The sequence below is a fragment of the Thermoclostridium stercorarium subsp. stercorarium DSM 8532 genome, from assembly GCF_000331995.1.
GTDB classification, from domain to species: Bacteria; Bacillota; Clostridia; order DSM-8532; family DSM-8532; genus Thermoclostridium; species Thermoclostridium stercorarium.
In genome coordinates this window covers 1151794-1176416 of sequence record NC_020134.1, presented here as the reverse complement: position 1 = coordinate 1176416, position 24623 = coordinate 1151794, and the positions used below count along the sequence as shown (strand labels likewise).

14 protein-coding genes, 2 tRNA genes, 1 pseudogene and 2 other annotated features are annotated in these 24623 nt (G+C 43.3%); of the genes and pseudogenes, 7 read left to right on the top strand and 10 right to left on the bottom strand.

What is annotated here, in order from left to right; translation table 11 throughout:
- Positions 1-682 precede the first annotated feature (682 nt).
- A tRNA-Arg gene (locus CST_RS05080) sits at positions 683-759 on the bottom strand.
- Positions 760-762: 3 nt separating this feature from the next.
- A tRNA-Gly gene (locus tag CST_RS05075) sits at positions 763-836 on the bottom strand.
- Positions 837-1048: 212 nt separating this feature from the next.
- Between CST_RS05075 and CST_RS05070 the strand changes: the two genes are divergently transcribed.
- Positions 1049-2119: an IS30-like element ISCth3 family transposase gene (locus tag CST_RS05070; RefSeq protein ID WP_015357916.1), complete on the top strand. Its 1071-nt coding sequence runs from the start codon at positions 1049-1051 to the stop codon at positions 2117-2119.
- A 153-nt stretch (positions 2120-2272) separates the two neighbouring features.
- On the opposite strand, the gene CST_RS05065 is transcribed toward CST_RS05070, so the two are convergent.
- The 3 genes and pseudogenes from CST_RS05065 to leuA form a co-directional block, all read right to left on the bottom strand.
- Entirely contained in the window at positions 2273-3283 is a 1011-nt protein-coding gene (locus tag CST_RS05065; protein WP_015358768.1) for a M15 family metallopeptidase, read from the bottom strand.
- A gap of 258 nt (positions 3284-3541) precedes the next feature.
- Positions 3542-3878, bottom strand: a pseudogene (locus CST_RS13900) (M15 family metallopeptidase); the annotation flags it as partial.
- Positions 3879-4592: 714 nt separating this feature from the next.
- A complete protein-coding gene (leuA, locus tag CST_RS05055; RefSeq protein ID WP_015358766.1) occupies positions 4593-6260 on the bottom strand; it encodes a 2-isopropylmalate synthase in 1668 nt (555 codons plus the stop codon).
- Positions 6261-6326: 66 nt separating this feature from the next.
- Positions 6327-6672, bottom strand: a binding site (T-box leader).
- 157 nt (positions 6673-6829) lie between these two features.
- On the opposite strand from leuA, the gene CST_RS05045 reads away from it, so the two are divergent.
- Positions 6830-8071 carry a nucleotidyltransferase gene (locus CST_RS05045; protein WP_015358764.1) on the top strand — a complete coding sequence of 414 codons (1242 nt, stop codon included), beginning with the start codon at positions 6830-6832 and terminating at the stop codon, positions 8069-8071.
- A gap of 40 nt (positions 8072-8111) precedes the next feature.
- Here the strand turns inward: CST_RS05045 and pheT are convergent, their stop codons facing one another.
- The 3 genes from pheT to CST_RS05030 form a co-directional block, all read right to left on the bottom strand.
- Positions 8112-10490 (bottom strand): phenylalanine--tRNA ligase subunit beta, encoded by a 2379-nt coding sequence (gene pheT / locus CST_RS05040; RefSeq protein WP_015358763.1) that lies wholly within the window; start codon positions 10488-10490, stop codon positions 8112-8114.
- Positions 10491-10527: 37 nt separating this feature from the next.
- Complete coding sequence (gene pheS, locus CST_RS05035; RefSeq protein ID WP_015358762.1) at positions 10528-11547, bottom strand: phenylalanine--tRNA ligase subunit alpha; 1020 nt, start codon at positions 11545-11547, stop codon at positions 10528-10530.
- 73 nt (positions 11548-11620) lie between these two features.
- Positions 11621-11911, bottom strand: a binding site (T-box leader).
- A 162-nt stretch (positions 11912-12073) separates the two neighbouring features.
- Positions 12074-13756: a hypothetical protein gene (locus CST_RS05030; protein WP_015358761.1), complete on the bottom strand. Its 1683-nt coding sequence runs from the start codon at positions 13754-13756 to the stop codon at positions 12074-12076.
- Between the two features lie 422 nt (positions 13757-14178).
- Between CST_RS05030 and CST_RS05025 the strand changes: the two genes are divergently transcribed.
- Complete coding sequence (locus CST_RS05025; RefSeq protein WP_015358760.1) at positions 14179-15981, top strand: outer membrane protein assembly factor BamB family protein; 1803 nt, start codon at positions 14179-14181, stop codon at positions 15979-15981.
- A gap of 92 nt (positions 15982-16073) precedes the next feature.
- A complete protein-coding gene (gene ychF / locus CST_RS05020) occupies positions 16074-17168 on the top strand; it encodes a redox-regulated ATPase YchF (RefSeq protein ID WP_015358759.1) in 1095 nt (364 codons plus the stop codon).
- Between the two features lie 86 nt (positions 17169-17254).
- Here the strand turns inward: ychF and CST_RS05015 are convergent, their stop codons facing one another.
- Complete coding sequence (locus CST_RS05015) at positions 17255-18973, bottom strand: AMP-dependent synthetase/ligase (protein WP_015358758.1); 1719 nt, start codon at positions 18971-18973, stop codon at positions 17255-17257.
- Positions 18974-19109: 136 nt separating this feature from the next.
- The gene (locus CST_RS05010) at positions 19110-19811 is read right to left on the bottom strand and encodes a Crp/Fnr family transcriptional regulator (RefSeq protein WP_015358757.1); all 702 of its coding nucleotides are present in this window, start codon (positions 19809-19811) and stop codon (positions 19110-19112) included.
- Positions 19812-19916: 105 nt separating this feature from the next.
- Between CST_RS05010 and hcp the strand changes: the two genes are divergently transcribed.
- The 3 genes from hcp to CST_RS04995 all read left to right on the top strand — a co-directional run bounded on the left by hcp (position 19917) and on the right by CST_RS04995 (position 24621).
- Complete coding sequence (hcp, locus tag CST_RS05005; protein WP_015358756.1) at positions 19917-21479, top strand: hydroxylamine reductase; 1563 nt, start codon at positions 19917-19919, stop codon at positions 21477-21479.
- A 268-nt stretch (positions 21480-21747) separates the two neighbouring features.
- Positions 21748-21933, top strand: a complete 186-nt coding sequence (locus tag CST_RS05000; RefSeq protein ID WP_015358755.1) for a zinc-ribbon domain-containing protein — start codon at positions 21748-21750, stop codon at positions 21931-21933.
- A gap of 306 nt (positions 21934-22239) precedes the next feature.
- Complete coding sequence (locus CST_RS04995) at positions 22240-24621, top strand: ATP-dependent DNA helicase (protein ID WP_015358754.1); 2382 nt, start codon at positions 22240-22242, stop codon at positions 24619-24621.
- Positions 24622-24623: the final 2 nt, after the last annotated feature.

Below are 24623 nucleotides of genomic sequence, written 5' to 3'. Positions count from 1 at the left end.
AACACCCGTCCGATACAAATTTTAACTTTTCGCGGAGTAAGGCATTAACCTGAAGTAATTCTATTTTTTCAATTTTAACAGCGGATTATTCATAAGTTTTTAATTAATAAAGTCTTATTTCTGCCAGTGTATTCTGTATTTCACCGGTATCAGACATCGGAATATTTTATGGGACATTTTTTGCCCTCTTTGGTTTTCTTTTTCGGCAATTTTTTTATAAAGTTCCTTCTTTTAGACAATCAGATACTGATTATGATTCCTTATAATAACTTTCCCTTTGGACGTAGCTTTATAAATTTCCCAGCTATCTCGGCCTGCGTCCGCGCAAAAACGATTTCAAACTGTTGCCGAAATACACGAATATCTGAAATACATACCTATGCTTATCGTATACAAAACAGCCATTCAGTTTGTCTTAACGCCTAACTCTGAAATAGGCTTACCGAAATGTCGCTATACTTTTTTACACAAAAACCCGCTTCTGTGAATTAGCATAAAAGCTTTCCCAGGCTTTCATCAACTTTTTTGGTATTTTAACTCTGTTTTTGTATTCAACACGGTTGAACAGAATCCATGTTTGTTTTGTATCGACTTAACAATACCAGCTGATTAAGAATTTATGGAAATAAAAAAAGGATTGCCATATTCCAACGTTCTTTTTATTCCGACAATCCTCTCTAACTGGCGTGCCTGGAGGGATTCGAACCCCCGACCCACGGCTTAGAAGGCCGTTGCTCTATCCAGCTGAGCTACAGGCACAAATGGAGCGGGTGATGGGAATCGAACCCACACGGCCAGCTTGGAAGGCTGGTATTCTACCATTGAACTACACCCGCATTTTTTATTGCTCCGTATTCAAGCGACTCTTTCATTATACTAATGGCTTTGATTTTTGTCAATAATATTTTTATTCTGTTTTGTAATGTTTTTATTTTGGTTCGTTGTAAAATTAAATGCAACAGTAAAATGAAATAAATAATTGACAACCATAGTGAGAAATCATGTATGATTTAGGTGTCCAATCCAAACATACAGGAGGTTCTCAACTATGGCTGTACAATATAAGTCTACCACAACTGAGCATAAGTTTAAACACTTAAGTGTTTATGAAAGAGGGCAGATTGCAGCTCTTTTAAAAGAAGGAAAGAGTCAACGTTATATTGCTAATAAACTAGGTCGCTCGCCAAGTACAATTAGCCGTGAAATTAAAAGAGGGACAACAATGCAGATGAGAACTGATTTATCGACATACAAAGTATATTTTCCTGAAACAGGGCAGGCAGTTTATGAGAAAAATCGTATGAATTGCGGAGCAAAGCGTAAATTGGCTCAAGTTGAAGATTTTCTTAAGTTTGCAGAAGATAAGATACTACGCGAAAAATGGTCTCCAGATGCAGTTGTTGGTTTATGTAGGAGAGACCCCAAGTGGCAAAATTCTACTATTGTATGTACCAAAACACTGTATAATTATATAGACCTGGGACTCATAAAAGTACGAAATATAGATTTAAATCTTAAACTACGTTTAAAATCTAAAATAAAAAGGATACGTCAAAACAAACGGGTTGTAGGGAAAAGCATTGATCAAAGGCCGGAAGAAGTACAATCACGTCAAACCTTTGGGCATTGGGAAATTGATACGGTAACAGGCAAAAAGTCTAACGATTCAGTAATTTTAACCTTAACTGAACGAAAAACCCGCTACGAGTTATTGTTTCTTTTGGACGCAAAAGACAGTAATACTGTTAACGAGGCACTTTCAGAACTTAAGAATTGTTATGGTAAGGATGTTTCAAATGTATTTCGCACTATAACGGCAGACAATGGTTCTGAATTTAGTAGACTATCCGAAATGTTACAAGGGCTAGGAATTGAAGCTTATTTCACTCATCCTTATTCCTCATGGGAGAGAGGAACTAATGAACGTCATAATGGACTTATTAGGCGTTTTATTCCTAAAGGAAAGGCTATAAAAGATTTTTCTGAAGAAACGATAAAACGGATACAACAATGGTTAAACAGCCTTCCACGAAGGATATTAGGTTACAAAACACCTGAAGAATGTTTTAATGAAGAGATACATAACCTGGTAAACAAAAATATATCAGCAATAGTCTGAGCCCTTCATCCAAGATATTTTAAAGCTCATTTGAGGGTAGTCAAGGGTAAAGACTTTGTCTTATCTATCGATAACCCTTGACTACCCTCTGCACTCGCTCAAGATAGTAGTTAAGAAGGGCTAAAAGATGATGTTGTACTTTAACACCTAAAATTATGGATGATTTCCACTATAGGTGTTGCATTTAATATTGCAATTTACAATGTTTTTATTTTTTGCCGGTTGAATTGCCTGCACATAATACTCATCATAAGTGATGCCTTTTTCATAAACTTCTTTCGCAATTTCAGGCCCTACATACCTTAAATGCCACGGTTCATATTTGTATCCGGTTATATGCTCCTTCCCCTTCGGATACCTTATAATGAAGCCGTATTTATGGGCATTCTCGCTGTACCATTTGAATTCTTCGGTCTGTTCCACGGCGTAATCGTTTATTATCACGTCCACCGCCAGACCGGTGTGATGCTCACTGTGCCCGCCCCTCGCATTCAGACTGTCAACTTCTTCAACGGTGCGCCCGCTTTTCACGGCGTTATTCCAAATTTCGTGCTGCTTCTTAATGCTTCTGTACGTGCCATATGCGGTAATATTCAATCCCAGCTTTTTCGCATCACTGTGCATCTTAACAAAGGCCTCACAGGCCTCCCTGCGAAGGTATTGCGGGCCTCTGCCAGGAACACAAACCGACTGATCAAGCTGAGTAAGTTCGGGGGTAAAATCATCATCGAGCTTGTTATACTTGTTCACCAGTACGGTTATTTCATGCCCGTCTTCAACAACATGAACATTTTCGTAAAAGTCATAATCCAATCCGATGTTTACGTAGGTAATGACTTTTTCATAAGGCAAATCGGGATTTTTCCGCTTATAATCAATATACCTCTCGGAATATTCCTCAATAAAATAAGGCAAGCCCGAATATAAAGACAGCTCACTGCATGCCGTTAACTGTTCGCCAGACGGAACCGCCGGAGGGTTTGTTTTTTCCCGTTTATCCGGAACGGCAGCATTTTGGCCATAATTCCGTGAATTCCCTTCGTTTTTTGCATCGCCGCTGCCTCTATTCTCCTTAACAATTCCGCACACAGCCGCCGTTAAAAGAAAAATCAGCGCTATTTGTACGATTTTATAGAGCCTTTTCCCAGTATTTCCCGCTTCCATAACAAAATCCCCGAACCGTTAATATTATGGACCGATTCGGGAATTTTATTATGCCATGCGGAATAATAACGGCAGTAATGTCAAAACTAAGAAACCCGCATGAAAAAGGCTTGCTCCGCTGACGCAATGTTTTCAAGAATTGACCTTAAAAGCAACAGCGGTTTCCACGTCCCGTGCCGTTGCTTTTTCCCGGCTGAATTACCTGAACGTAATATTCATCAAAAGTTATGTCTTTTTCATAAATCTCTTTTGCAATTTCAGGTCCCACATACCTTAAATGCCACGGTTCATATTTGTATCCGGTTATATGTTCCTTATCCTTCGGATATCGGATTATAAAACCGTATTTATAGGCATTTTGGCTGTACCATTCAAATTCTTTGGTTTTTTCCACATCATATTCAGCAGTTATTACATCTATTGCAAGACCGGTATGATGCTCACTGTGCCCGGCTCTTGCTATGGAACTGTCAACATCTTCAAGGGTACGGCCTCTTTTCAGGGCATCATTCCAGATCAGTTCCTGCGTTCTGATACTCCTGTAACCACTGCAAACCGTGATATTCAGGCCTAACTGCTTGGCGTCTTCGCGCATTTTGACAAACGCTTCATAAGCCTCCCTGCGGAGGTACTGGGGGCCCACGGTAGGCGCACACATGGACTGTTCCACCTGAACCAGTTCAGGCTCAAAATCGTCGGGCAGTTTTTTATATTTGTTCACCAATACGGTTATGCTGTCAGCATCATCAACAACACTGACATTTTCATAAAATTCACGGTCAAGACCGATATTTACGTATGTAATAATTTTTTCATAAGAATAGTCAGGATACCGCTTTTTAAAATCAGTATACCTTCCGGCATTTTCTTCAATAAAATACGGCAATTCCGTATATAAAGCCAATTCAAGGCTTTCAGCCGGCTTTTCTCCGTAAACATCTCCCGCAACGGCTTTGGACTGCCCGCTATCTGCCGGCAGAATTCCACGACCGTTCAGGAAATCATCCGCTGAACTTTTTTCCATCTGTGAAGCCTCTCTCATTAAAGGATCACTGAATCCACCTGCAGCCTTCGGACCGGTTTCATTCCGGTAATAGAAAAATACGCATATAATCAGAATTATGAACAGGAATATGTTCAATTTTATAATGTTTCTGATTTTTCTTCTTTTGTGACCGACCCCCATGACAAAATCCCCCAGCTTCTTTTATAACCATTATAAAACTTTTGGGGGATTTTATCAAATTTTTACCGAATACCGGACATTTTCGGTTAAATTAAGGCCGATGCTCGATTTACAACATCGGTCTTATACATGTTTATTCTCTGCCGCAGCCCTGTTCAGCGCGCAAATTATCGCCTCAAAGGAGGCAGTAGTGGTGTTCCTGTCCTTTCCCACGCCAAAAATACTCTTTCCTCCGCCGTTTGCCAATTGTATATATGCTACGGCTTCGGCATCCGCACCGCTTGAAAGAGCATGCTCTGAATAGGCTTCAAACCGGAACGGGAGATCTCCGCTGATATTTTTCAGCGCATCAAAGAAAGCCGAAATTGGTCCGTTCCCTTTCCCTGATATTTCCAAAAACTCATTATCCTTGTATATTCTTGCATTTACGATTACGGTACCGTCCCTTGTTTCAACGTGGTAGCCTATCAGTTTATACGGTCCTGTGACATTCAAATAGTTTTCGCTGAACACTTCCATAACTTCGTCAGGCGACAGTTCTCTTCCGGCCTCGTCGGATTTCTGCTTGATCATTTCCCCGAATTCAGGATGCATTTCCTTAGGCAGTATGTATCCGAATTCGTGTTCCATAATGAATGCCACACCGCCTTTGCCTGACTGGCTGTTAATCCTGATAATGGCTTCATACTGCCTTCCTATGTCTGTAGGGTCTATTGGGAGATACGGAACATCCCAGTATTCGGGCTTTTCTTCCCTCAAATACCTGAAACCTTTGTTGATTGCGTCCTGGTGCGACCCTGAAAATGCGGTAAACACCAGTTTACCGGCATATGGGTGTCTTTCATGCACCTTAAGATTGGTGCATTCCTCATAAACCTTTATTATTGAATTTATGTCAGATATGTCGAGGCCGGGATCTATGCCTTGGGAGAACATATTTAACGCAACGGTTATGATGTCAAGGTTTCCTGTCCTTTCCCCGTTACCGAAAAGCGTGCCTTCCACCCTGTCGGCTCCGGCAAGCAAGGCCAGTTCGGTTGCAGCAACTCCGGTTCCGCGGTCATTGTGCGTATGAACGCTTATTATAACACTGTCCCTGCAACTTATTTTGTTGCAAAACCATTCAATCTGATCGGCATAAACATTCGGTGTTGTCAGCTCAACCGTGGCAGGAAGATTGATTATGGCTTTCTTTTCGGGAGTGGGCTGCCATACTTCCAATACCCGTTCGCATATTTCAAGCGCAAAGTCCATTTCTGTACCGGTAAAGCTTTCAGGAGAATATTCAAATCTGATATCTGTATCGCATTCTTGGCTCAGCTGTTTAACCAGCTTTGTCCCGTCAACGGCAATCTTTATGATATCGGGTTTGTCTTTTTTGAAAACGATGCGGCGCTGCTGTTCCGAAGTTGAATTATACAGGTGTACTATGGCCTGTTTCGCTCCTTTAAGGGATTCAAAGGTTTTTCTGATCAGATGTTCCCTTGATTGGGTCAAAACCTGGATTACGGTATCATCATCCAGATACCCTTCTTCAATAAGCTTCCGTACAAAGCGGAATTCAGTATTCGAAGCAGAAGGAAAAGCAACTTCTATTTCCTTAAACCCTATCTTTTTAAGAAGATTGAACATCTTAAGTTTCTTTTCAACATTCATCGGGTCGGGCAAGGCCTGGTTTCCGTCCCTAAGATCAACACTGCACCATATCGGGGCTTTTTCAATGGTCCTGTCAGGCCATGTTCTTTCCTTAAAGACAAAGGCCGGAAATTTTCTGTATTTTCTCCAGTTCATTTTTGTTACCTCCTTTTTTTATAATCTTTACAGTTCTATAACTAAAAAACCTTCCGCCTCTTTTGCCAAAGAGACGGAAGGTTTCTTCTCCCGCGGTACCACTCTTCTTTATTCCTTATCGGAATACACTCGTCCGGAGACCGGCAGATGCACCCTGCCTTTTATTTGTTTTTCCGTTTTATAAAAAAACCTTCGCCAAAAGAGACGAAGGATCAATTAACCACTCTTTTTCCAGATACAGGTGCGTTCTACCGATATCCTGCCCAGATAACGATGGGCTTTCGTCCTGTCCTACTCTGATTTCAGACGGCAACTCCGGGGCCAGTTCAATACCGTTCCCCTGCTGTTTCGCACCGGCCAACAGCTCTCTGAAAGGTTCCGGGTATCTACTACTCCCCTTCATCGTCTTTAACGATTATTTAGCAATATATTACTATGGAAAAGAACGTATGTCAAGACATTTTTTTTGCTGCAGTGAGCTGTAAACAAAATGTTGTTCTTCCCCCTTTGACCGGTTATAATTTATGGTACAGAGCTTTTCCGGACTGAAACTTTCAGAGGATGGATATATGAAGGTTCTCGGTATAATTTCGGAATATAATCCCCTGCATATGGGGCATGTTTATCATATTAAAACCTCAATTGAAAAAACCGGCGCCACCCATACCCTTTGCGTAATGAGCGGGAATTTTGTCCAGCGTGGCGAGCCTGCCATTGTTGACAAATGGGCAAGAACGAGAATGGCACTTAACGCAGGCATAGACCTCGTACTGGAGCTGCCCGTAGTTTTTGCATGCGCTTCAGCCGAGATTTTCGCGTACGGAGCTGTCCGGACCCTTCATAATACCGGTGTTGTGGATTTTCTCAGCTTTGGCAGCGAACAGGGCGAACTTGAGCCGTTAAAAAGGATTGCTTCGATATTGCACGAAGAACCCGATGAATACCGAAAACTGCTTAAAAAATACTTAAACGAGGGATATTCCTTTCCTTTGTCCCGCGAAAAGGCAATTCTTTCCATTATCAATGATTTACCCGGAAACATTATGTCCCATTCAAACAATATCCTTGCAATAGAATACATTAAGGCACTGAAAAGGCTGAAAAGCGACATGCAGCCTGTAACGGTAAAAAGGGTTGGCGCGGCATATCTGAGCACCGAAATGCTTTCCTCCTTCTCCAGCGCCACCGCAGTCCGGAAATTTTTACAGGACGGGGGCGCTATAACAGATCCCGTATTATCGCACAATCTGCCCGATTTTACCTTTAAGATACTTCAAGCTGAGATAACCGGCAGGAGAGGACCTGTTTTTGCCGACGCCTTTTCTGAAATAGTTCTCCACAGGCTGCGCACGATGAGCCCGGAGGAACTGCGCAATGTTCCCGATGTCACCGAAGGTCTTGAAAACAGGCTAATCTCCTGTTCCCTCCGGTCGGGTACGCTCAGTGAATTAATCGATATGGTCGCAACAAGCAGGTATCCTTCCACCCGTATAAGGAGAATTACCGCCAACCTGTTGTGGGGAGTCACAAAAAATCAGCTTAAAAGTTTTGTCAGCGACGACCGTTGCGGTTACCTCAGGGTACTGGGATTTAACAGCAAAGGCCGGGAACTTCTTGCAAGGATTCGGAAAGAGGCAAAAGTCCCCCTGATAACAAAGGTGGCAAATTACAGAGACCAGCTCTCGGGGGCTTCCAAGTTAATGTTTGAATACGATATAAAAGCAACCAATTCATATGTATTGGCATTTCCCGATCCCGGACAAAGAATGGGTGATCAGGACTTTACCACACCTATAGTAAAAACCGATTAATTGAAAAGAGGCGGGATTGCCCCGCCTCCTTCTGGTTATTTTACCTTAATGTTGCACCCAAATCCTTTTTCAGCCCGTTAATTATTTCTTCCATTATTCCGTTAATCTCGTCGTCATTCAGCGTCCTTTCAGGGGAACGGAAAGTAAGGGTATAAGCCACGCTCTTCATCCCTTCGGGAACCTGTTCTCCCCTGTACACATCAAAAAGTTTTATTTCTTCAAGGAGTTTTCCGCCGAACTTCCTGACTGCTTCCTCAATATCCTTTACAGGAATCTCGTCCTTTACCACCAACGCAATATCCCTTAACACAGCCGGATATTTCGGAAGTCCCCTGTATTCTTTTGCCATACTTGAGTTTTCTATCATCGGTTTTATCTCCAGCACGCCGATGTATGTCCTGTGCGGGCATTCAAAATTATCGGCCACTTCGGGATGTATTTCACCGATATAGCCTATTGTTGTCTGTCCGACGGATACCCTTGCGCATCTGCCAGGATGGAAAGCAGGATGATTTTTTTCAGGAGAAAAATCCGCGTTCTTAATATTCATCTGAACTAACAACTGTTCAACAATTCCTTTGAGATAATAAAAGTCGGTATTGCCGTAAAGGCCTATTGTAAGCACCTTTTTTTCCTCGGGAAGCAGACCTTCCTGCAAAGGTCTGTATACATAAGATATCTCAAAGAAACGGCCCTCCTCAACCTTGCGGTTGTAATTTGTCCTTATCACGTCCAGCATATCGGGAATGGTGGTGGTTCTCATAACGCTGAAATCTTCACCAAGAGGATTTTTTATAACAACGGCGTTTCTCAGCTCGTGATCCTTTGGAAGCCTCAGTTTGTCCCAAACTTTCGGACTGGTAAAGGAAAACGTGTACGTCTCGTATAATCCATACGCCAGCATTACCTGCATAATCAGGTCTTCCATCTTCTGGCTGTAGGTTTTTCTCCCGACGGTTGATTCTTTTCCCTTAAGCAATGTGGGCGTAATACGGTTATAATCGTAAAAGCGCGCCACTTCCTCCGCCAAATCGGCCTGAAGGCGTATATCGGCGCGGAAGGACGGAACTGTTAATTTCCCTGTGTTTCTGTCTACGCCAAACCCAAGCCTTTCGAACAGGTCCAGCATCCATTCCCTGTCAATGTTGGTTCCGAGGAGATTGTTTATTTCAACGTCATTAAGCTCAATTTCCACTTTTTCAGGCTTAACAGGATAGCAGTCCACTATGCCGGGAACAACCCTGCCCGCTCCCAGCTCTTCAATAAGCTGTGCACAGCGGTTAAGAGCGGGTATAACATTTTCAGGATCCAGGCCTTTTTCAAAACGGCTTGACGCTTCGCTTCTGAGCCCGACCTTTTTACTGGTAAGCCTGACAGAGGTTCCGTTAAAATTGGCGGATTCAAGCAAAATCATTTTTGTTTCGTTGGTGATTTCGGAATTCTCTCCGCCCATGACCCCTGCCAAAGCCACAGGCTTGTTTTCATCGGCTATGACAAGCATTGAAGAATCCAGCCGGCGTTCCTGACCGTCAAGAGTGGTAATTACTTCGCCGTCTTTTGCCGTTCTGACTATTATCTTCCCGCCGTCAAGGCATTTAAGGTCAAAAGCGTGCATTGGCTGACCCATTTCGAGCATTACGTAGTTCGTTATATCGACAATATTGTTTATCGGTCTCATTCCTGCCAATGCCAGCCGCCTTTGCATCCATTCGGGAGACGGCCCGATTTTCACGTCGGTTACAACCCTTGCAGCATAGCGGCTGCAAAGCTCAGGATTTCTTATCTCAACCGAAATGAAATCCTCAGCCTTCCCCACGCCCTCTTCCTTTACTGTAATCTCAGGCTCCTTAAACCCGGTTGACAATGTTACCGCCGCTTCCCTTGCAAGCCCTACGATACTCAAACAATCGGGACGGTTTGAAGTTATTTCGAAATCCAAAACAGGTTCAAGGCCAAATACTTCCCTGACGTCCCTGCCCACTTCCGGGTTATTGTGAAACACATAAACCCCGTCCTCAGGCGCGTCGGGTAAAAATTCACGGGTTAAATTAAGTTCCTCAATTGAACACATCATTCCGTTGGACTCAACACCTCTGAGCTTTGTAGCCTTTATTTCTCCGCCGGGAAGATGCGCCCCCACCAGGGCAACGGGAATATAATCCCCTTCCTTTACATTCGGCGCCCCGGTAACTACCTGAATCACTTCTTTTCCGATATCTACCCGGGCAATTCTCAGCCGGTCTGCGTTGGGGTGTTTTTCCAGTGATATAATTTTCCCCACAACCACATTATCAAAAGATTTTCCCAAATCTTCCACAGCTTCCACCTTGCTGCCCGAAAGGGTCATCTTCTCAGCAAGTTCCTTTGCGTCCACATTTATATCAGCAAAATCCTTCAACCAGGAAATTGGCGCTTTCATTTCGTAATCCCCTCCCATTGTTGCGTTAATTTAAACATTAGAATTGTTTAAGGAAACGCATGTCATTTTCATATAAAAGCCTCATATCGTCAATATTGAAGCGACCCATCGCCGTCCTTTCAACGCCAAGGCCGAAAGCAAAGCCGCTGTAAACCTTCGGATCAATACCGCAAATCTCCAATACCTTCGGGTGTACCATACCTGCTCCGAGTATCTCTATCCACCCTTCGTTTTTACAAACCCTGCATCCCTTTCCTCCGCAGGACCAGCACGATACATCCACCTCGGCACTTGGCTCGGTGAATGGGAAATGATGGGGCCTTAAGCGGATTTTTGTATTTTCACCGAACAGGCTTTTAGCAAATACCTGCAGTGTTCCAATCAAATCCCCCATCGTTACGCCCTTGTCAACTACAAGGCCTTCCACCTGATGGAAAATAGGAGAGTGGGTTGCGTCAACCTGATCAGAACGGTAAACCCTTCCGGGACAGATAATTTTTATAGGCGGCTTTTTGTTTTCCATAACCCTAATTTGTACAGGCGACGTTTGTGTCCTAAGCACTACATTTTCATTGATATAAAACGAATCCTGCGTATCCCTGGCGGGATGGTTTTTCGGAATGTTAAGCGCTTCGAAGTTGTAATAATCCAGTTCCACCTCAGGGCCCTCGGCAATTTCATAACCCATTCCGAGGAAAACTTCCTTGATTTCGTCCAGTACCTGAGTTAACGGATGCTTTTTCCCCATCGGGTGTAAAGTCCCCGGCATTGTCACGTCAATGGTTTCCCTGAGCATTTTTCTTTCTCTTTCTTCCTGCAAAAGCCTGTTTTTGATTTTTGCTATGTTATCCTCCAGCTGTTCCCGTATTTCATTCACCAGCTGGCCTACAACGGGCCTTTCATCTGCAGGAAGGGTCCCCATTCCTTTTAAAATGCCTGTCAGTTTCCCTTTTTTTCCCAAAAACAACACTCTTATTTCTTCAAGGGTTTTAACATCCCTGACACTTTCCAGCTTTTCCATTGCCTCTCTGGCAATTGCCTGAAGTTGTTCCTTCATGCTTTCTCCCCTTTCAAATGTTTTTAGAACAATCATAAATATTTTCAACCAAAATCAAAAATGCTTCGTCCGAAAATAGGACGAAGCATTGGATCACTCCGCGGTACCACCTATATTTACACGGATTCGCCCGTGTACACTCTTACCCATTTAACGGTGGGAGCCGGCGTTCTCTACTTCATGCAGGAACGGAAGGAATTTACTGCAGCTTCGCCCATACGGTAAAAATTCCCCCGCCGCAGGTTCAAGAAGCTACTCCGGAGGGAAATTCGCACTGCTCCATTTAAAGGGATGCTTCCAGCCAGCGGCACCCCCTCTCTGGTTAAAGCGGGAACAGGCTACTTGACTCCTTCATCGTATTTTACGCGCGCTTTATAAATATTTGGAGTTTATTATAGCATAACAGTTTCACGTATACAAGACAGGGCGGCCGGATGTTTGTTTTAACGGGCAGTATATTACGGATGTTATAGCTTTTTGCTTCCAAAAAAAACCGGCAACACAGCGTGCCGGTTTTGTCCGCGAATCAGCTTGGCGAAGCGCTTATTTTCTGGGACTGTTTCCGGATAAATTCTTCGGCCCGGTCAAAACGTATTTTGTTAATCGCATTTCCGGCCTTTTCGTATTCCTTATCCCTTAACAGCTCAATGACATATACCATATCGTCATTTATATCTTTGAGAATATCCGCCCCTTCTTTTACGGCTTCAACATCGGCATTTCTGACTGCTTCCGTAAGATCGGCCTTTATTGTATCAAGATCATCCACATACGCCATAAAGGTATCATAGGATTCCTGATCCACCATTTCAAGCTGTTCCTGGATATATTCATCCTTTTCAAGGTGATAAACCAGTTCCTGAATATAATCGGTGTCAACATCCTCCAATATATCAAGGACATACTGCTGACCGTTTTCCACTTCATATGCATATTTTACCGCTTCATTCACATACTTGGTAATCTCCTCATCAGGTATGGAATTTAAAAGCTCTGTCAAAGACTTCGTGAGATCGACATACATGTTATAGTAATTTTTAACCGAACCAAGATAATAGTCAACCGATTCCCTTGATGCCACCAGTGTAAGGGCCCGATACAAATCCCTGTCGGCAATTAGCAGTTTTATTGCCCTTTCAATATCGCCGCTCTGGATGGCGGCGCTGAGGCCGTTCAATGAGACCTCGGCCCTTTTGTAAATGGTGTAATATGTACTCGCCGTATCCACGTATTCCGACAGTGTAGTGGCAGGAATAAACCACGTAAGCATATCATGCAGTTTATCGTTTTCAATTATGCTTAAAACAATTTCATCAATCGTGCCGTCAAGTTTTATAGTCTGAATAGGCTCTGCCCATTTGACTATCGCCTGGCGATACTTTTCTATACCTTTTGCGTATTTGTCCAGATTGGGGGCGAATGCAAATTTAATCGCGCTGTTGACAAGCTCTTCGTTACTGAGGAGATCTTCCACATATTTTTCAACATTGTCGGCCGAAAGGAGCCCTTCCGCAAGAGCCCTGTCTATAAAAGTCGCTATAAAGGGTGAGGCGGTGCGTCTGAATCCGTTTATCTCCACTTCAAGATCATCGACATAGTCCTTCGCCAGTTCCTTAATTGCATCAACGTCAAGCTGGATAAAGGCATTTAAATTACCTGTACTGTATTTGATTTCTTTTACGGTAAATATCTTAGGAACACCGAGATCTGAAAAGTTGATTGTATATGTTAACAGTTCGGACGGAATGCGTTTTGTGATAAATTTCGGAGCCTTTTTATTGCCTAAATTCAATTCACTTGCTGAAATTGTAATTCCCATATCGGTGGGTTCAATATTTATTTGGGCACTGACCGGGAGATTGATTGAGCCGTATTTTGCATTTATGTAGAGGCGCTGATCGGCTGTTTTGAAAACAACTTCCTGAATTTTTAATTTGTCGGGGAGACCTAAATCGGTTTGTTCCAACTGATCCTTGATGAGGGAATTGATTAAATCCTGGTTGATTTCAATTTCCACTGTTCTGGTTGATGCGTCATAGTATAAATGTTTTTTGGCGATTTCACTCAGCAGATCATCGTAGTGCACATAGGTGAAACTCAAATCGTCATAGGCCGAGCTGTTCAGCCTTATTATTATCGACAGCGGCACAGCCAGAATAATTAAAACAACCGCCACGATAACATAAAACCACCATTTTTTTAATAACATAACTGGCACCCCCTGAATTTTGAGCTTGTCCCCTAAACCTTTATATATAAATATACAGGCATATAAAAACATATGCCTATATATTCATACTACAGTCTTAAAAATCAGTTTTACAAATTATACAAGCCCCTTTCTTCTTTTTTGTACAAATTGAACAAAGAAATAGATTAAATTGCCAAATCACATGTATAATATTACTATAAAGCAAAACCCCTGTCAATTGAAGCCTGAACAACAAACCAAAAAAAAATAATATTTCCACGTAAACATCAGACAGAATTCCGATATATGAAATCAATTACATTTTCCAAAAAACAAATTCAAAATAAGCCATGTGATCGGTAACGAATAAAAAAGACCATTCATGGGGATAATTATAAATTCGTCAAAAATTATCCCAAAGGATGAAAGAAGGTATTCATATGAAAGTTATAATCAAAAAAATACTCATTTTATTTATTTTGATAATCACAGCAATCCTATCGCTTGTTTTGACATCGAAAGAACGGCCGGATACAAATACAAACGGCAACGGCATTACATCAGCGCCTTCCGGCGCTAATGACCAAAAATCACTTGCCGAAGCACAGGCAGAAAAAACATCATCCGCCGATTTTACAATTAAAACGGTAACTCCCGAATACAACTTTAATGATATTGATCCTAGAGACGTAAATCCCGAAATTCCTCCCATATACGACGGAAGCAATGCTTTCACGGAATACGCCAAAGAGAAAAAATTTGGTGATACTGTTCTGAAATACTGGCACTTTTATGGCTACGACATTGTAATTTCTGATGTTGAAAATCCCGGAATTTATTTCGGTTCCGATGAAAATTACACCGATGTTGAAGGAATCACCACTTTCCGCGGGAATCATTACCGTAACAGCGCCGCCTACGGCACAAGAAACGTTATCGAAAAAAAACTTGAAATTGTATGGATAAAGGATATAGGCTCGGTAAGCGCAAATGGCTCATACTGGCCGGGTGTCGGATGGACGGGGCAGCCGCTAATTGTTCATTGGGATGAGGACATCAGAAAATTAATGAATATAAAGCCTGAATATAAAAACACCGATCTTGTGGAAGTAATATATCCAACCCTCGACGGAAACATATATTTTTTGAATCTTGAAAACGGCCAACCCACAAGGGACCCGATATATATAGGTTTTTCCACAAAGGGGACGGGAATGATAGATCCGAGAGGATATCCCATTCTCTACACAGGACAGGGATTAAATCAGAACGGTGAAAAATTCGGTCATCATAAATTCAGAATATTCAGCCTTATTGATCAGACCGAACTTTTTTCAATCACCGGAACAACTCCCGAGGCTTTCCGGCTTTGGGGAGCTTTTGATCCGTCCCCTCTTCTGCACAAGGAAACAGATACTTTGATTCAGCCGGGCGAAAACGGAATTTTATACAGAATTAAAATGAATACGTATTTCAACAGACAAACCGGCGAACTTTCAGTAAATCCCGAAATAACCAAATACAGATACAAAGGTGTTTTTCATCAGAACATCGGTTTCGAGAATTCGCCGGCGTTTTATAAAAATTACCTGTACCTTGCTGACAATGGCGGGCTTTTACAGTGCATCGACATTAACACCCTCGAACCCGTATGGATAGCAAACCTGGAAGACGACACCGATGCCACACTGGTAATTGAAGAAACCGAAGCCGGAGTTTTCCTGTACACAGGCAATGAAGTGGACTTACGGGCGGCCGGGAAACAGCAGCCGGCATATATCGACTGCCAGCTCCGCAAGTTCAACGCACTGACAGGAGAGCTGATATGGGAAAAATCCTATAAATGCCTCTATCAGTCCGGAGTCAACGGAGGGTTACTGTCAACACCCGTAATAGGAAAAAACGACATTTCAGATATAGTAATTTTCAGCATTTGCAAGACAACCGACTGGAAAAGCGGGAAAATGGTGGCTCTTGACAAAAAAACAGGGGAGGAAGTGTGGGTTAGAAAACTTGAAAATTACAGCTGGAGTTCCCCTGTGGACTTTTTGTCCGCTGACGGAAAAACCTATATGATTTTTTGTGATTTTGCAGGTATGATGCATCTTATGGATCCTTCCGACGGGAAGATACTGTATTCCGTATCGGTGGGCGAAAACGTTGAAGCGTCGCCGGCGGTATACAACGATATGGTGGTTGTGGGAACTTACGCTAAAAAAATTTACGGAGTGAGAATAAAATAAAAGTTCGGATTTTATTCTTAACAAAACAGATCATATTCGTTATAATACCTTCTTAGAGCTAAATATCCAAACATTACGAAAGGAAGAATAAAATGAAACTTGGAATAGTAGGGCTTCCAAACGTCGGAAAAAGCACGCTGTTTAATGCAATTACAAAGGCAGGCGCTGAATGCGCCAATTATCCCTTTTGTACAATAGATCCCAATATAGGAGTTGTAAACGTGCCTGATGAGCGCCTTGACAAACTGGCCGAAATGTATAAGCCCAAAAAGGTAACCCCCGCCACGATAGAATTTGTGGACATTGCAGGGCTGGTAAAAGGCGCAAGCAAGGGTGAAGGGCTTGGAAACAAGTTTCTGTCCCATATTCGCGAAGTCGATGCCATCGTTCACGTGGTAAGATGTTTTGAGGATCCGAATATAGTACATGTCGACGGTTCCATTGGCCCTGTACGGGATATTGAAACAATTAACCTGGAACTGATCTTTGCCGATCTGGAGGTTCTGGAAAGGCGGATGGACAAAGTAAAAAAACAGGCCAAATCAGGCGAGAAAAAATATCAGGAAGAGCTTGAGTTTCTTGAAAGCATTAAACAACACCTTGAATCCAATCAGCCCGTCCGTACAATGAAAATCGACGAGGAATGGGAAAAATACGCCGAACAGCTGTTTCTTCTAACGGCGAAACCCATGCTGTACTGCGCCAATATATCCGAAGATGACATAAAAAACCCCGATGCCAATCCCTATGTCAGAGAGCTTAAGGCATATGCAGCAAAGGAAAAAGCAGAGGTTATAACCATCTGTGCCAGAATTGAAGAAGAAATTGCCCAGCTGGATGACAGTGAAAAAAAAGCCTTTCTTTCCGAGCTGGGCATTGGAGAATCCGGGCTTGATCGTTTGATAAAGGCAAGTTACAAACTTTTGGGCCTGATAAGCTTCTTAACGGCAGGCGAAACAGAAGTGCGGGCGTGGACAATTAAGAAAGGGACGAAAGCACCGCAGGCCGCGGGCAAAATCCACAGCGACTTTGAGCGGGGCTTTATCCGTGCCGAAGTTGTAGCGTATGAGGATCTGATAAAAGCGGGTTCTTACACCGCAGCGAAAGAAATGGGCCTTGTCCGTTCCGAAGGAAAGGATTATGTGATGCAGGACGGAGACGTAACGCTGTTCAGGTTTAATGTATAAGTATTTACTGTATTTAACCTGCATAAAAAACACCCCCGACTGCCGGATTTTGGTTCGGTCTTTCGGGGGTATGTTTTTCTGTCGCTTTATTTTTTGCTGTCGTATTTCCTTTTAATTTTCTTTGAAGTGGTTTTTTCGAATTCGGTATCCCTTATTGTTATATGTCGGACATACTTATAAAGCACCAGCGTCCTGTTTACCTTATGAACCTCTTCCTCTATGAGTTTACGTACCTGTTCTTCGTCGGGATTTTCGGTTCCAAGCTCTTCTTTTACCTTTTCCATGTCAGGATATATTTCAGCGGCCACTTCAATATCTCCGTCGGAATCACTCTCTCTTCCGTAAACCACGCATTCGGCTATAAACGGACTTCGGTTCAAAAGGGTTTCAATTTCTTCGGGATAAATATTTTTACCGTTTTTTGTGACTATAACGTTCTTTTTTCTGCCCGTAATATACAGAAAACCGTCCTCATCAATATAACCCAGGTCACCCGTATGGAACCATCCGTCAACTATCGTTTCTTTTGTAAGTTTTTCATCCTCATAATATCCAAGCATTATATTCGGTCCTTTGGCAACTATTTCCCCTATTCCTTCCTCATTCGGGTTATGAATTTTAACCCTGACGTTAGGAAGAGGAAGGCCCGCCGCATTGTTCCTGTAATCCACATCCCGGTTCAGTGCAATAATCGGCGAGCATTCGGTTAAACCGTAACCCTGAACGCAGTGAATACCGAAATCCTGAAAGCCCTGTACCACTTTGGGATCAATTGCCGCGCCGCCGCTTATGAAAAGCCTTAACGAACCGCCGAAGTTATCGTGAATAGGCTTGAAAAGTTTTTTTCTAATGTCAATTCCTATTGACTTTAGTATTTTGCTGATTTTCAGCCCGAGTTTCAGTTTTCTGAGAAGTTTCGGATCCTTTGCCGCATGGTCCCATATGCGCTTGTACATGGATTCAAGTATAAGAGGCACAGCCAGCAGGACTGTGGTTTTTGACTCCTTAAGGTTTTTAACGATATGCCTTAACCCTTCACAGAATGCAATCGTGGAACCGCGGTATATCTGGCACAGAAATCCGCATGTACATGCATAGGTATGATGCAGCGGGAGAATAAGTAGAAAAACGTCATTATGGTCTATATACAGCATGGAGCACATATCCATAAGATTAGAACAGACATTTTTATGTGAAAGCATAACCGCTTTGGCTTTGTCAGTGGTTCCGGACGTAAACAGAAGAATACTCATGCCTTCCCTGTCCACTTTCGCGTCTATAAATCTTCTGTCCCCGCCGTTAACCAGTTCAAAACCTTTTTCCATCAGCGATTTGTAGGACACAATCCTGCCGTTTGACTGGGTATCGTCAAGAGAAATCAGATATTGCAGATTCGGCAATTCACTGGCTATAGTTTCCACTTCATTTTTTTTGGCGCCGGAATAAAACACTGCATCGGCCTTTGAACGGAGAAGCAGATTTTTTATTTCAGCTGCGGGTAAATCCTTGTCCAAAGGTACCACTACCCCCGTGCCGTTCACTACAGCCAGGTAGGCCACAGTCCATTCATAGCGGTTTTCACTGATAATCGCCACTCTCTTGCCTGAAAGTCCAAGACTGATTAACGCCGTCCCCAGTGCATTCACGTCGTTCAAATACTGTTCAAAGGTTATCGGCTTGTATGAACCACCTTCTTCTGTTTTAACAAGAAAAGCAGCCTTATCCGCGTATAACCTGGCACTGCTTTCAAGCATGTCCTTTAGCGTGGAAATCGGCCTTACCTCATATAATGGTATGTTTTTCATAGCAATCCTCTCCGTTTCACGTTACATCCCATAAAAAGATGATTATTACAATAATTATACCCGTCTTTTTTATGTATTTCCACAATAAGGCTGTCTTTAAACAACTGAGGTTATTGCCGCAGTTCGGTCTGCCAATTTACCGGACATATTCCGCCAGTTTTTCAGGATCCAGAATTTTCACCGTTGACAGGTGAAAGTCAATAATTCCTTCATCGCGCATTCTTCCCATTTCCCTTGACATAGACGGCCTTGAAATGTTTAAAAAGTCGGCCATTTCGTTACGTTTCATCGGTATTTTTATCAATAAACTGCCCTGCTCCCTGGACAGCTCCCAGAAAAACGTACAGAGCTTTTCCCGCATTCCGCGAATGGACATATACTCAACCTTTCTGTTCAGGTGCATGGCCTTTTCCGACAGTATTTTCAGCATATTCATCGTCAGCTGCTTATGAAACGAACAGGCATTTGAACATCTTCCCACTATTTTGTCCGGGGAAATGAAAAGAACGGTTGAAAGAACCAATGCTGAAATGCTTGCGGGCCATATCTTTTTGTTCGAAAAAACCGCCATTTCACCAAACAGGTCGCCGGGTTTCAGTATATTCATTATTATTCTGTTCCCGTTTACACTCTCCTTAATTACCGACAGACTCCCGTCCACAAGCAGCCCCAAGCCTCTCATCGGCTGTCCTGCCTGTGCGACAAACTCACCCCGGACGAAAGACTCTTCCTTCGGATTCAAACATGCAAGCATTTTACCTATGTCTTCCTTTTCAATATCCGAAAATAACAGCGAACTTGCCAGTACATCCTCCCATTTGTTTTTTATAACAACCACCTCATTTTGTAGCCACGGCTACCGATTTGTTTCTTTAAATATATTACAATGAAACGCGTAAATCAAGCAATATTTAAAATTCATTCAATAAAGGAGGAAATATCTATGTCAATGTTCTGTTTTCAGTGTGAACAGACCGCAGGCGGAAAAGGATGTGTAAAAACAGGTGTGTGCGGCAAAAAACCCGAAGTTGCCATTGCTCAGGATAAACTTACCTGTGCATTGATAGGCCTTGCACGCGCCGCAGGCGGAAAATCCCCCGGCAGAGACACCGCCGTCCTTATGATTAAATCGCTTTTTGCCACTGTTACGAATGTGAATTTTGACGAAAAAAGGATAAATGAGCTCATTGAAGAAGTCGAGAAAGAAAAAAACAGGCTCGGCGGCGCCGAAAACTTCAACATGCGGGATTTATGGAACGGCAATGTCGACATCGTTTCTTTCCGTTCCACACTGCTTCTGGGCATCCGCGGAATGGCGGCATATGCTTACCACGCCCACGTGCTTGGTAAAGAAAACGAAGAAGTAATGAACTGGTTCTTTAAAGGGATGAAGACCATAGGCGAGGATCATACCGTTGAGGAATGGCTGGATCTGCTTATGGAATTTGGAAACATAAATCTCCAATGCATGGCTCTGCTTGACGAAGCCAATACATCGGCTTACGGTCATCCCGTTCCGACGAAGGTTACAACCAATGTGGAAAAAGGCCCGTTTATAGTAGTATCAGGCCATGATTTGCATGATCTGAAACAGCTTCTGGAACAGACCGAAGGAAAGGGCATCAATATCTACACTCACGGCGAAATGCTTCCGGCCCATGCTTATCCGGAACTTAAGAAATATCCGCATCTGAAGGGTAATTTCGGTACTGCATGGCAAAATCAGCAGAAAGAGTTTGACGGTATTCCCGGTGCGTTTCTGTTTACTACAAATTGTCTGATGCCCCCGAAAGCATCTTATGCCGACAGGGTATTTACCACCTCGGTTGTAGGTTATCCCGGACTTAGGCATATACCCGAAGGAGAAAACGGCGTTAAGGATTTCACTCCTGTAATTGAAAAAGCCATTGAACTCGGCGGGTATCCCGAGGACATGCATTTTACCGGCATTAACGGCGGTTCGGTACTGACCACCGGTTTTGCAAGAAACACTGTTTTGAGCGTCGCGGACAAGGTAATTGACGCGGTCAAGTCGGGTGCTATAAGGCATTTCTTCCTTGTTGGCGGATGCGACGGCGCAAAACCCGGAAGAAACTATTACACCGAATTTGTAAAAAAAGCCCCGAAAGACACGATTATTCTCACGCTGGCATGCGGGAAATACCGTTTCAACGATCTTGACCTGGGCACCATAGGCGGTCTTCCGAGGATTATGGACATGGGGCAGTGTAATGACGCCTATTCGGCAATACAGGTGGCACTGGACTTGGCAAAAGCCTTCGACTGCACGGTAAACGAACTGCCTTTGACCCTTGTCCTGTCATGGTATGAGCAGAAGGCGGTATGCATTCTCCTGACGCTGCTCGCCCTGGGCATTAAAAACATCTACCTTGGGCCTTCGCTGCCGGCATTCCTTTCCTCAAACGTCCTTGGCGTTCTTGTTGATAAGTTTGGCATCCGGCCGATTACAACCCCAGAGGAGGATCTTAAGGCAATACTCGGTTAATGCCGGAAAAAGTTCATACTCCTTCCAAAGTCCGCCAAATGTCGGATAATTTAGATACGGGTTGAATTTTGGGATTTCATGCAGATCATTTTTATTAATTTACCACTTGTTTTTTTCTGGTTTCCATGTTATAGTGAATTTACTGAAGCCATTTCAGATAAAAAATTGGATTAAATATGTTCCGTTCCCATTGTCCAGCCTCTTTAATTTATTTTGGATCATCGGGTCAGGGAATATTTAATCCAAAATAATTAAGGAGGTTTGGAAAATGGCTGATAAAACAATAATTTGCAAAGATTGCGGCGCAGAATTTGTTTTTACCGAAGGTGAGCAGGCGTTCTACAAGGAAAAAGGTTTCGAGAATGAGCCCCAGAGATGCCCGGCATGCAGAAAGGCAAGAAAAGCTCAGAGAAATAACAGGAACAATCACAGCCATAACGGTAACAGATGGTAAGCAACAGGAGAGTAAACAGCTCTCCTTTTTTATATGCCTTTGGCAGGGATACCCGAAAAGTTCGGATGCTTTCCCGCCTGCAGTAATGAATCATTTGCCTCGGCGCACGTTTCAATGTATGAATAACCCTTGTAATCCGATGTCTGGTTCTTTCATTTTTCTGACTTTTCGGGCATCAGAACCCCGGTATATTGCCCGGCACATCTTCCGGCTTTCCGCCTATCGGACATTGATATCCGGCGCATTATAAGTTACAATAGAAAATGAACATTTGTTCTTAAATCCTTTTGATTTCTTGGAGGCATAATGGAACCTGTTAAAATAAACGTTTCGGTGCGTGAGCTGGTTTCATATTCTATCCCCGGCGAGGAGCACTTTTTTTCTTTTGTTTCCGCAAAAGAAGGCATTGAGGGCCATATGTTCATACACGGGCTGCTGAAACAGCGGACCGAACCCTTTGGAATTTACCGGCAGGAAATACCCGTATCCACCACCTTCGCCCATGACATTTTCCTGCTGCAGATTTCAGGAAGGCTTGACGGGCTTATCGAAAGAAACGGAAATTTCACCCTTTGCGAGATTAAGACCACCGACAAACCGCTGGACACGCTGGACGAATCGGATAACCCAGCCCACTGGGCGCAGGGACGCTGCTATGCCTATATCGTGGCAAAAGAAAAAGGCCTTGACAAAATTGGCGTAATGCTTTTGTACCTTCACCGCCAAAGCAGGGAAATCCGCGTTTTTGAAGAAACACTCACTTTCGGCGAACTGGAAAGATTCTTTAATTCCCTTGTTTTTCCGTTTATCTACGGGCTTAAAAAGCGCTATGACTGGCAGCATTTGCGTAATGTCTCAATAAAGGAACTGACCTTTCCGTTCCCCGATTTCCGGAAAGGCCAAAGAATAATGAGCGGAGCTGTTTACAGGGCGATACGGGACGGCAAAAAACAGTTTATCCAGGCACCCACAGGCATAGGAAAAACCATCGGAGCGCTGTTTCCGGCGATAAAGGCAATGGGCGAAGGCCATGTGGATAAGATTTTCTACCTGACCGCAAGGAATACAACTCAGGCGGAAGCACTGAAAGCATATAAAATGTTGGCCGAAAAGGGACTGAGGCTTAAAACGTTGCAGATTACCGCAAAGGAAAAGGTGTGCTTCATGCCCGGGAAACAGTGCGTGGAAGAGGAATGTCCGTATATTTTCGAATACATGCAGAGATCAAGGAGTGTTGTTTCCAATGCCGTAAGCCGGACAGACTTGTTCAGCAGGGAATTTATAGAGCTAACCGCAAAGGAAAACGGTCTGTGCCCTTTTGAACTTTCCCTTGACCTTAGCACCCAGGCTGATCTCATAATATGCGATTACAATTACGTTTTCGATCCGAGGGTTTATCTCAGGAGATTCTTTCAGGACAAAACGGATGAAAATATCTGTCTTCTGATAGACGAAGCCCACAACCTTCCTGAAAGGGCCAGGGAAATGTTTTCCGCGGAACTGAAACGCTCAATGGTAAGGATAGTTTATCACAAACTAAAAAACACGCTGCCGTACCTTGCCAATTCTTTGAAAAAGGTGCGGAAGGCACTTCTGTCATATGCCGCAAAAGTATCACCGGTATCCGGAAAAAAGCCTTATCCGCAGGTGACGAGCGATTCTGAGCCGCCAAAGGAATTGACAGCGCCGATAGACAACTTTATCTACCTTGCAGAGGGCGTATTAAACGACGAAACCCCATATCCGTTCAAGGAGGAACTGGCGGCGTTGTTTTTTGAAATGGTACACTTTTCAAGGATTTTTGATTTGTACGGTGAAAACTATGCCACAATTTACAGCCGGGAAAAAGGGGATTTCTCAGTAAAGCTTTTCTGCGTTGATCCGGCGCCGATGCTGAAAAAACGCACCGAGAATTCAAAAAGCTCGATCTTTTTCTCGGCTACATTATCCCCTCCGTCATATTTCAGGGAAATTCTGGGGGGAAACGAAGGAGACGGTTTTATAATCCTTCCGTCGCCATTTCCCAGGGAAAACCTGTATCTGTACGTGGACAATACCGTATCAACCAGATTCAGGCACAGGGCGGGCGCCCTTTCAAGTATAGTTGAACGCATTCACGAATGCGTCAGTGTCAAAACCGGTAACTACATGGTCTTCTTCCCGTCATTTGAATATATGCAGAAGGCCGCAGCCGAATATATGAACAGATTTCCCGGGGACAGAATTCTTATTCAGGAGCAGGACATGGACGAAAACCGGCGTGCCGAATTTCTTGCCAGTTTTTCGGAATACGGGAAGGAAACCCTGATAGCTTTCGTCGTAATGGGCGGCATATTTTCAGAAGGAATTGATCTTAAAGGAGAATGCCTTTCGGGTGTGATAATTGTGGGGGTGGGGCTTCCGCAGGTATGCGAAGAAAGGGATATAATAAAAAAATATTACCAGAAAAAGAACGGCAAAGGCTTTGAATTCGCATACACCTATCCGGGGCTTAACAAGGTCCAGCAGGCCGCAGGGCGCGTAATACGGTCGGAACATGACAGAGGTTTTGTTGTACTTATAGATGACAGGTTTACAACGCCGCTTTATCTTAAAATAATGCCCCGGGAATGGTTTCCGTTGAAAACCTCAGACAACGGCACTGATTTGATCGGGGAACTGAAAAAATTCTGGAAGTGTATGGCGTAAAC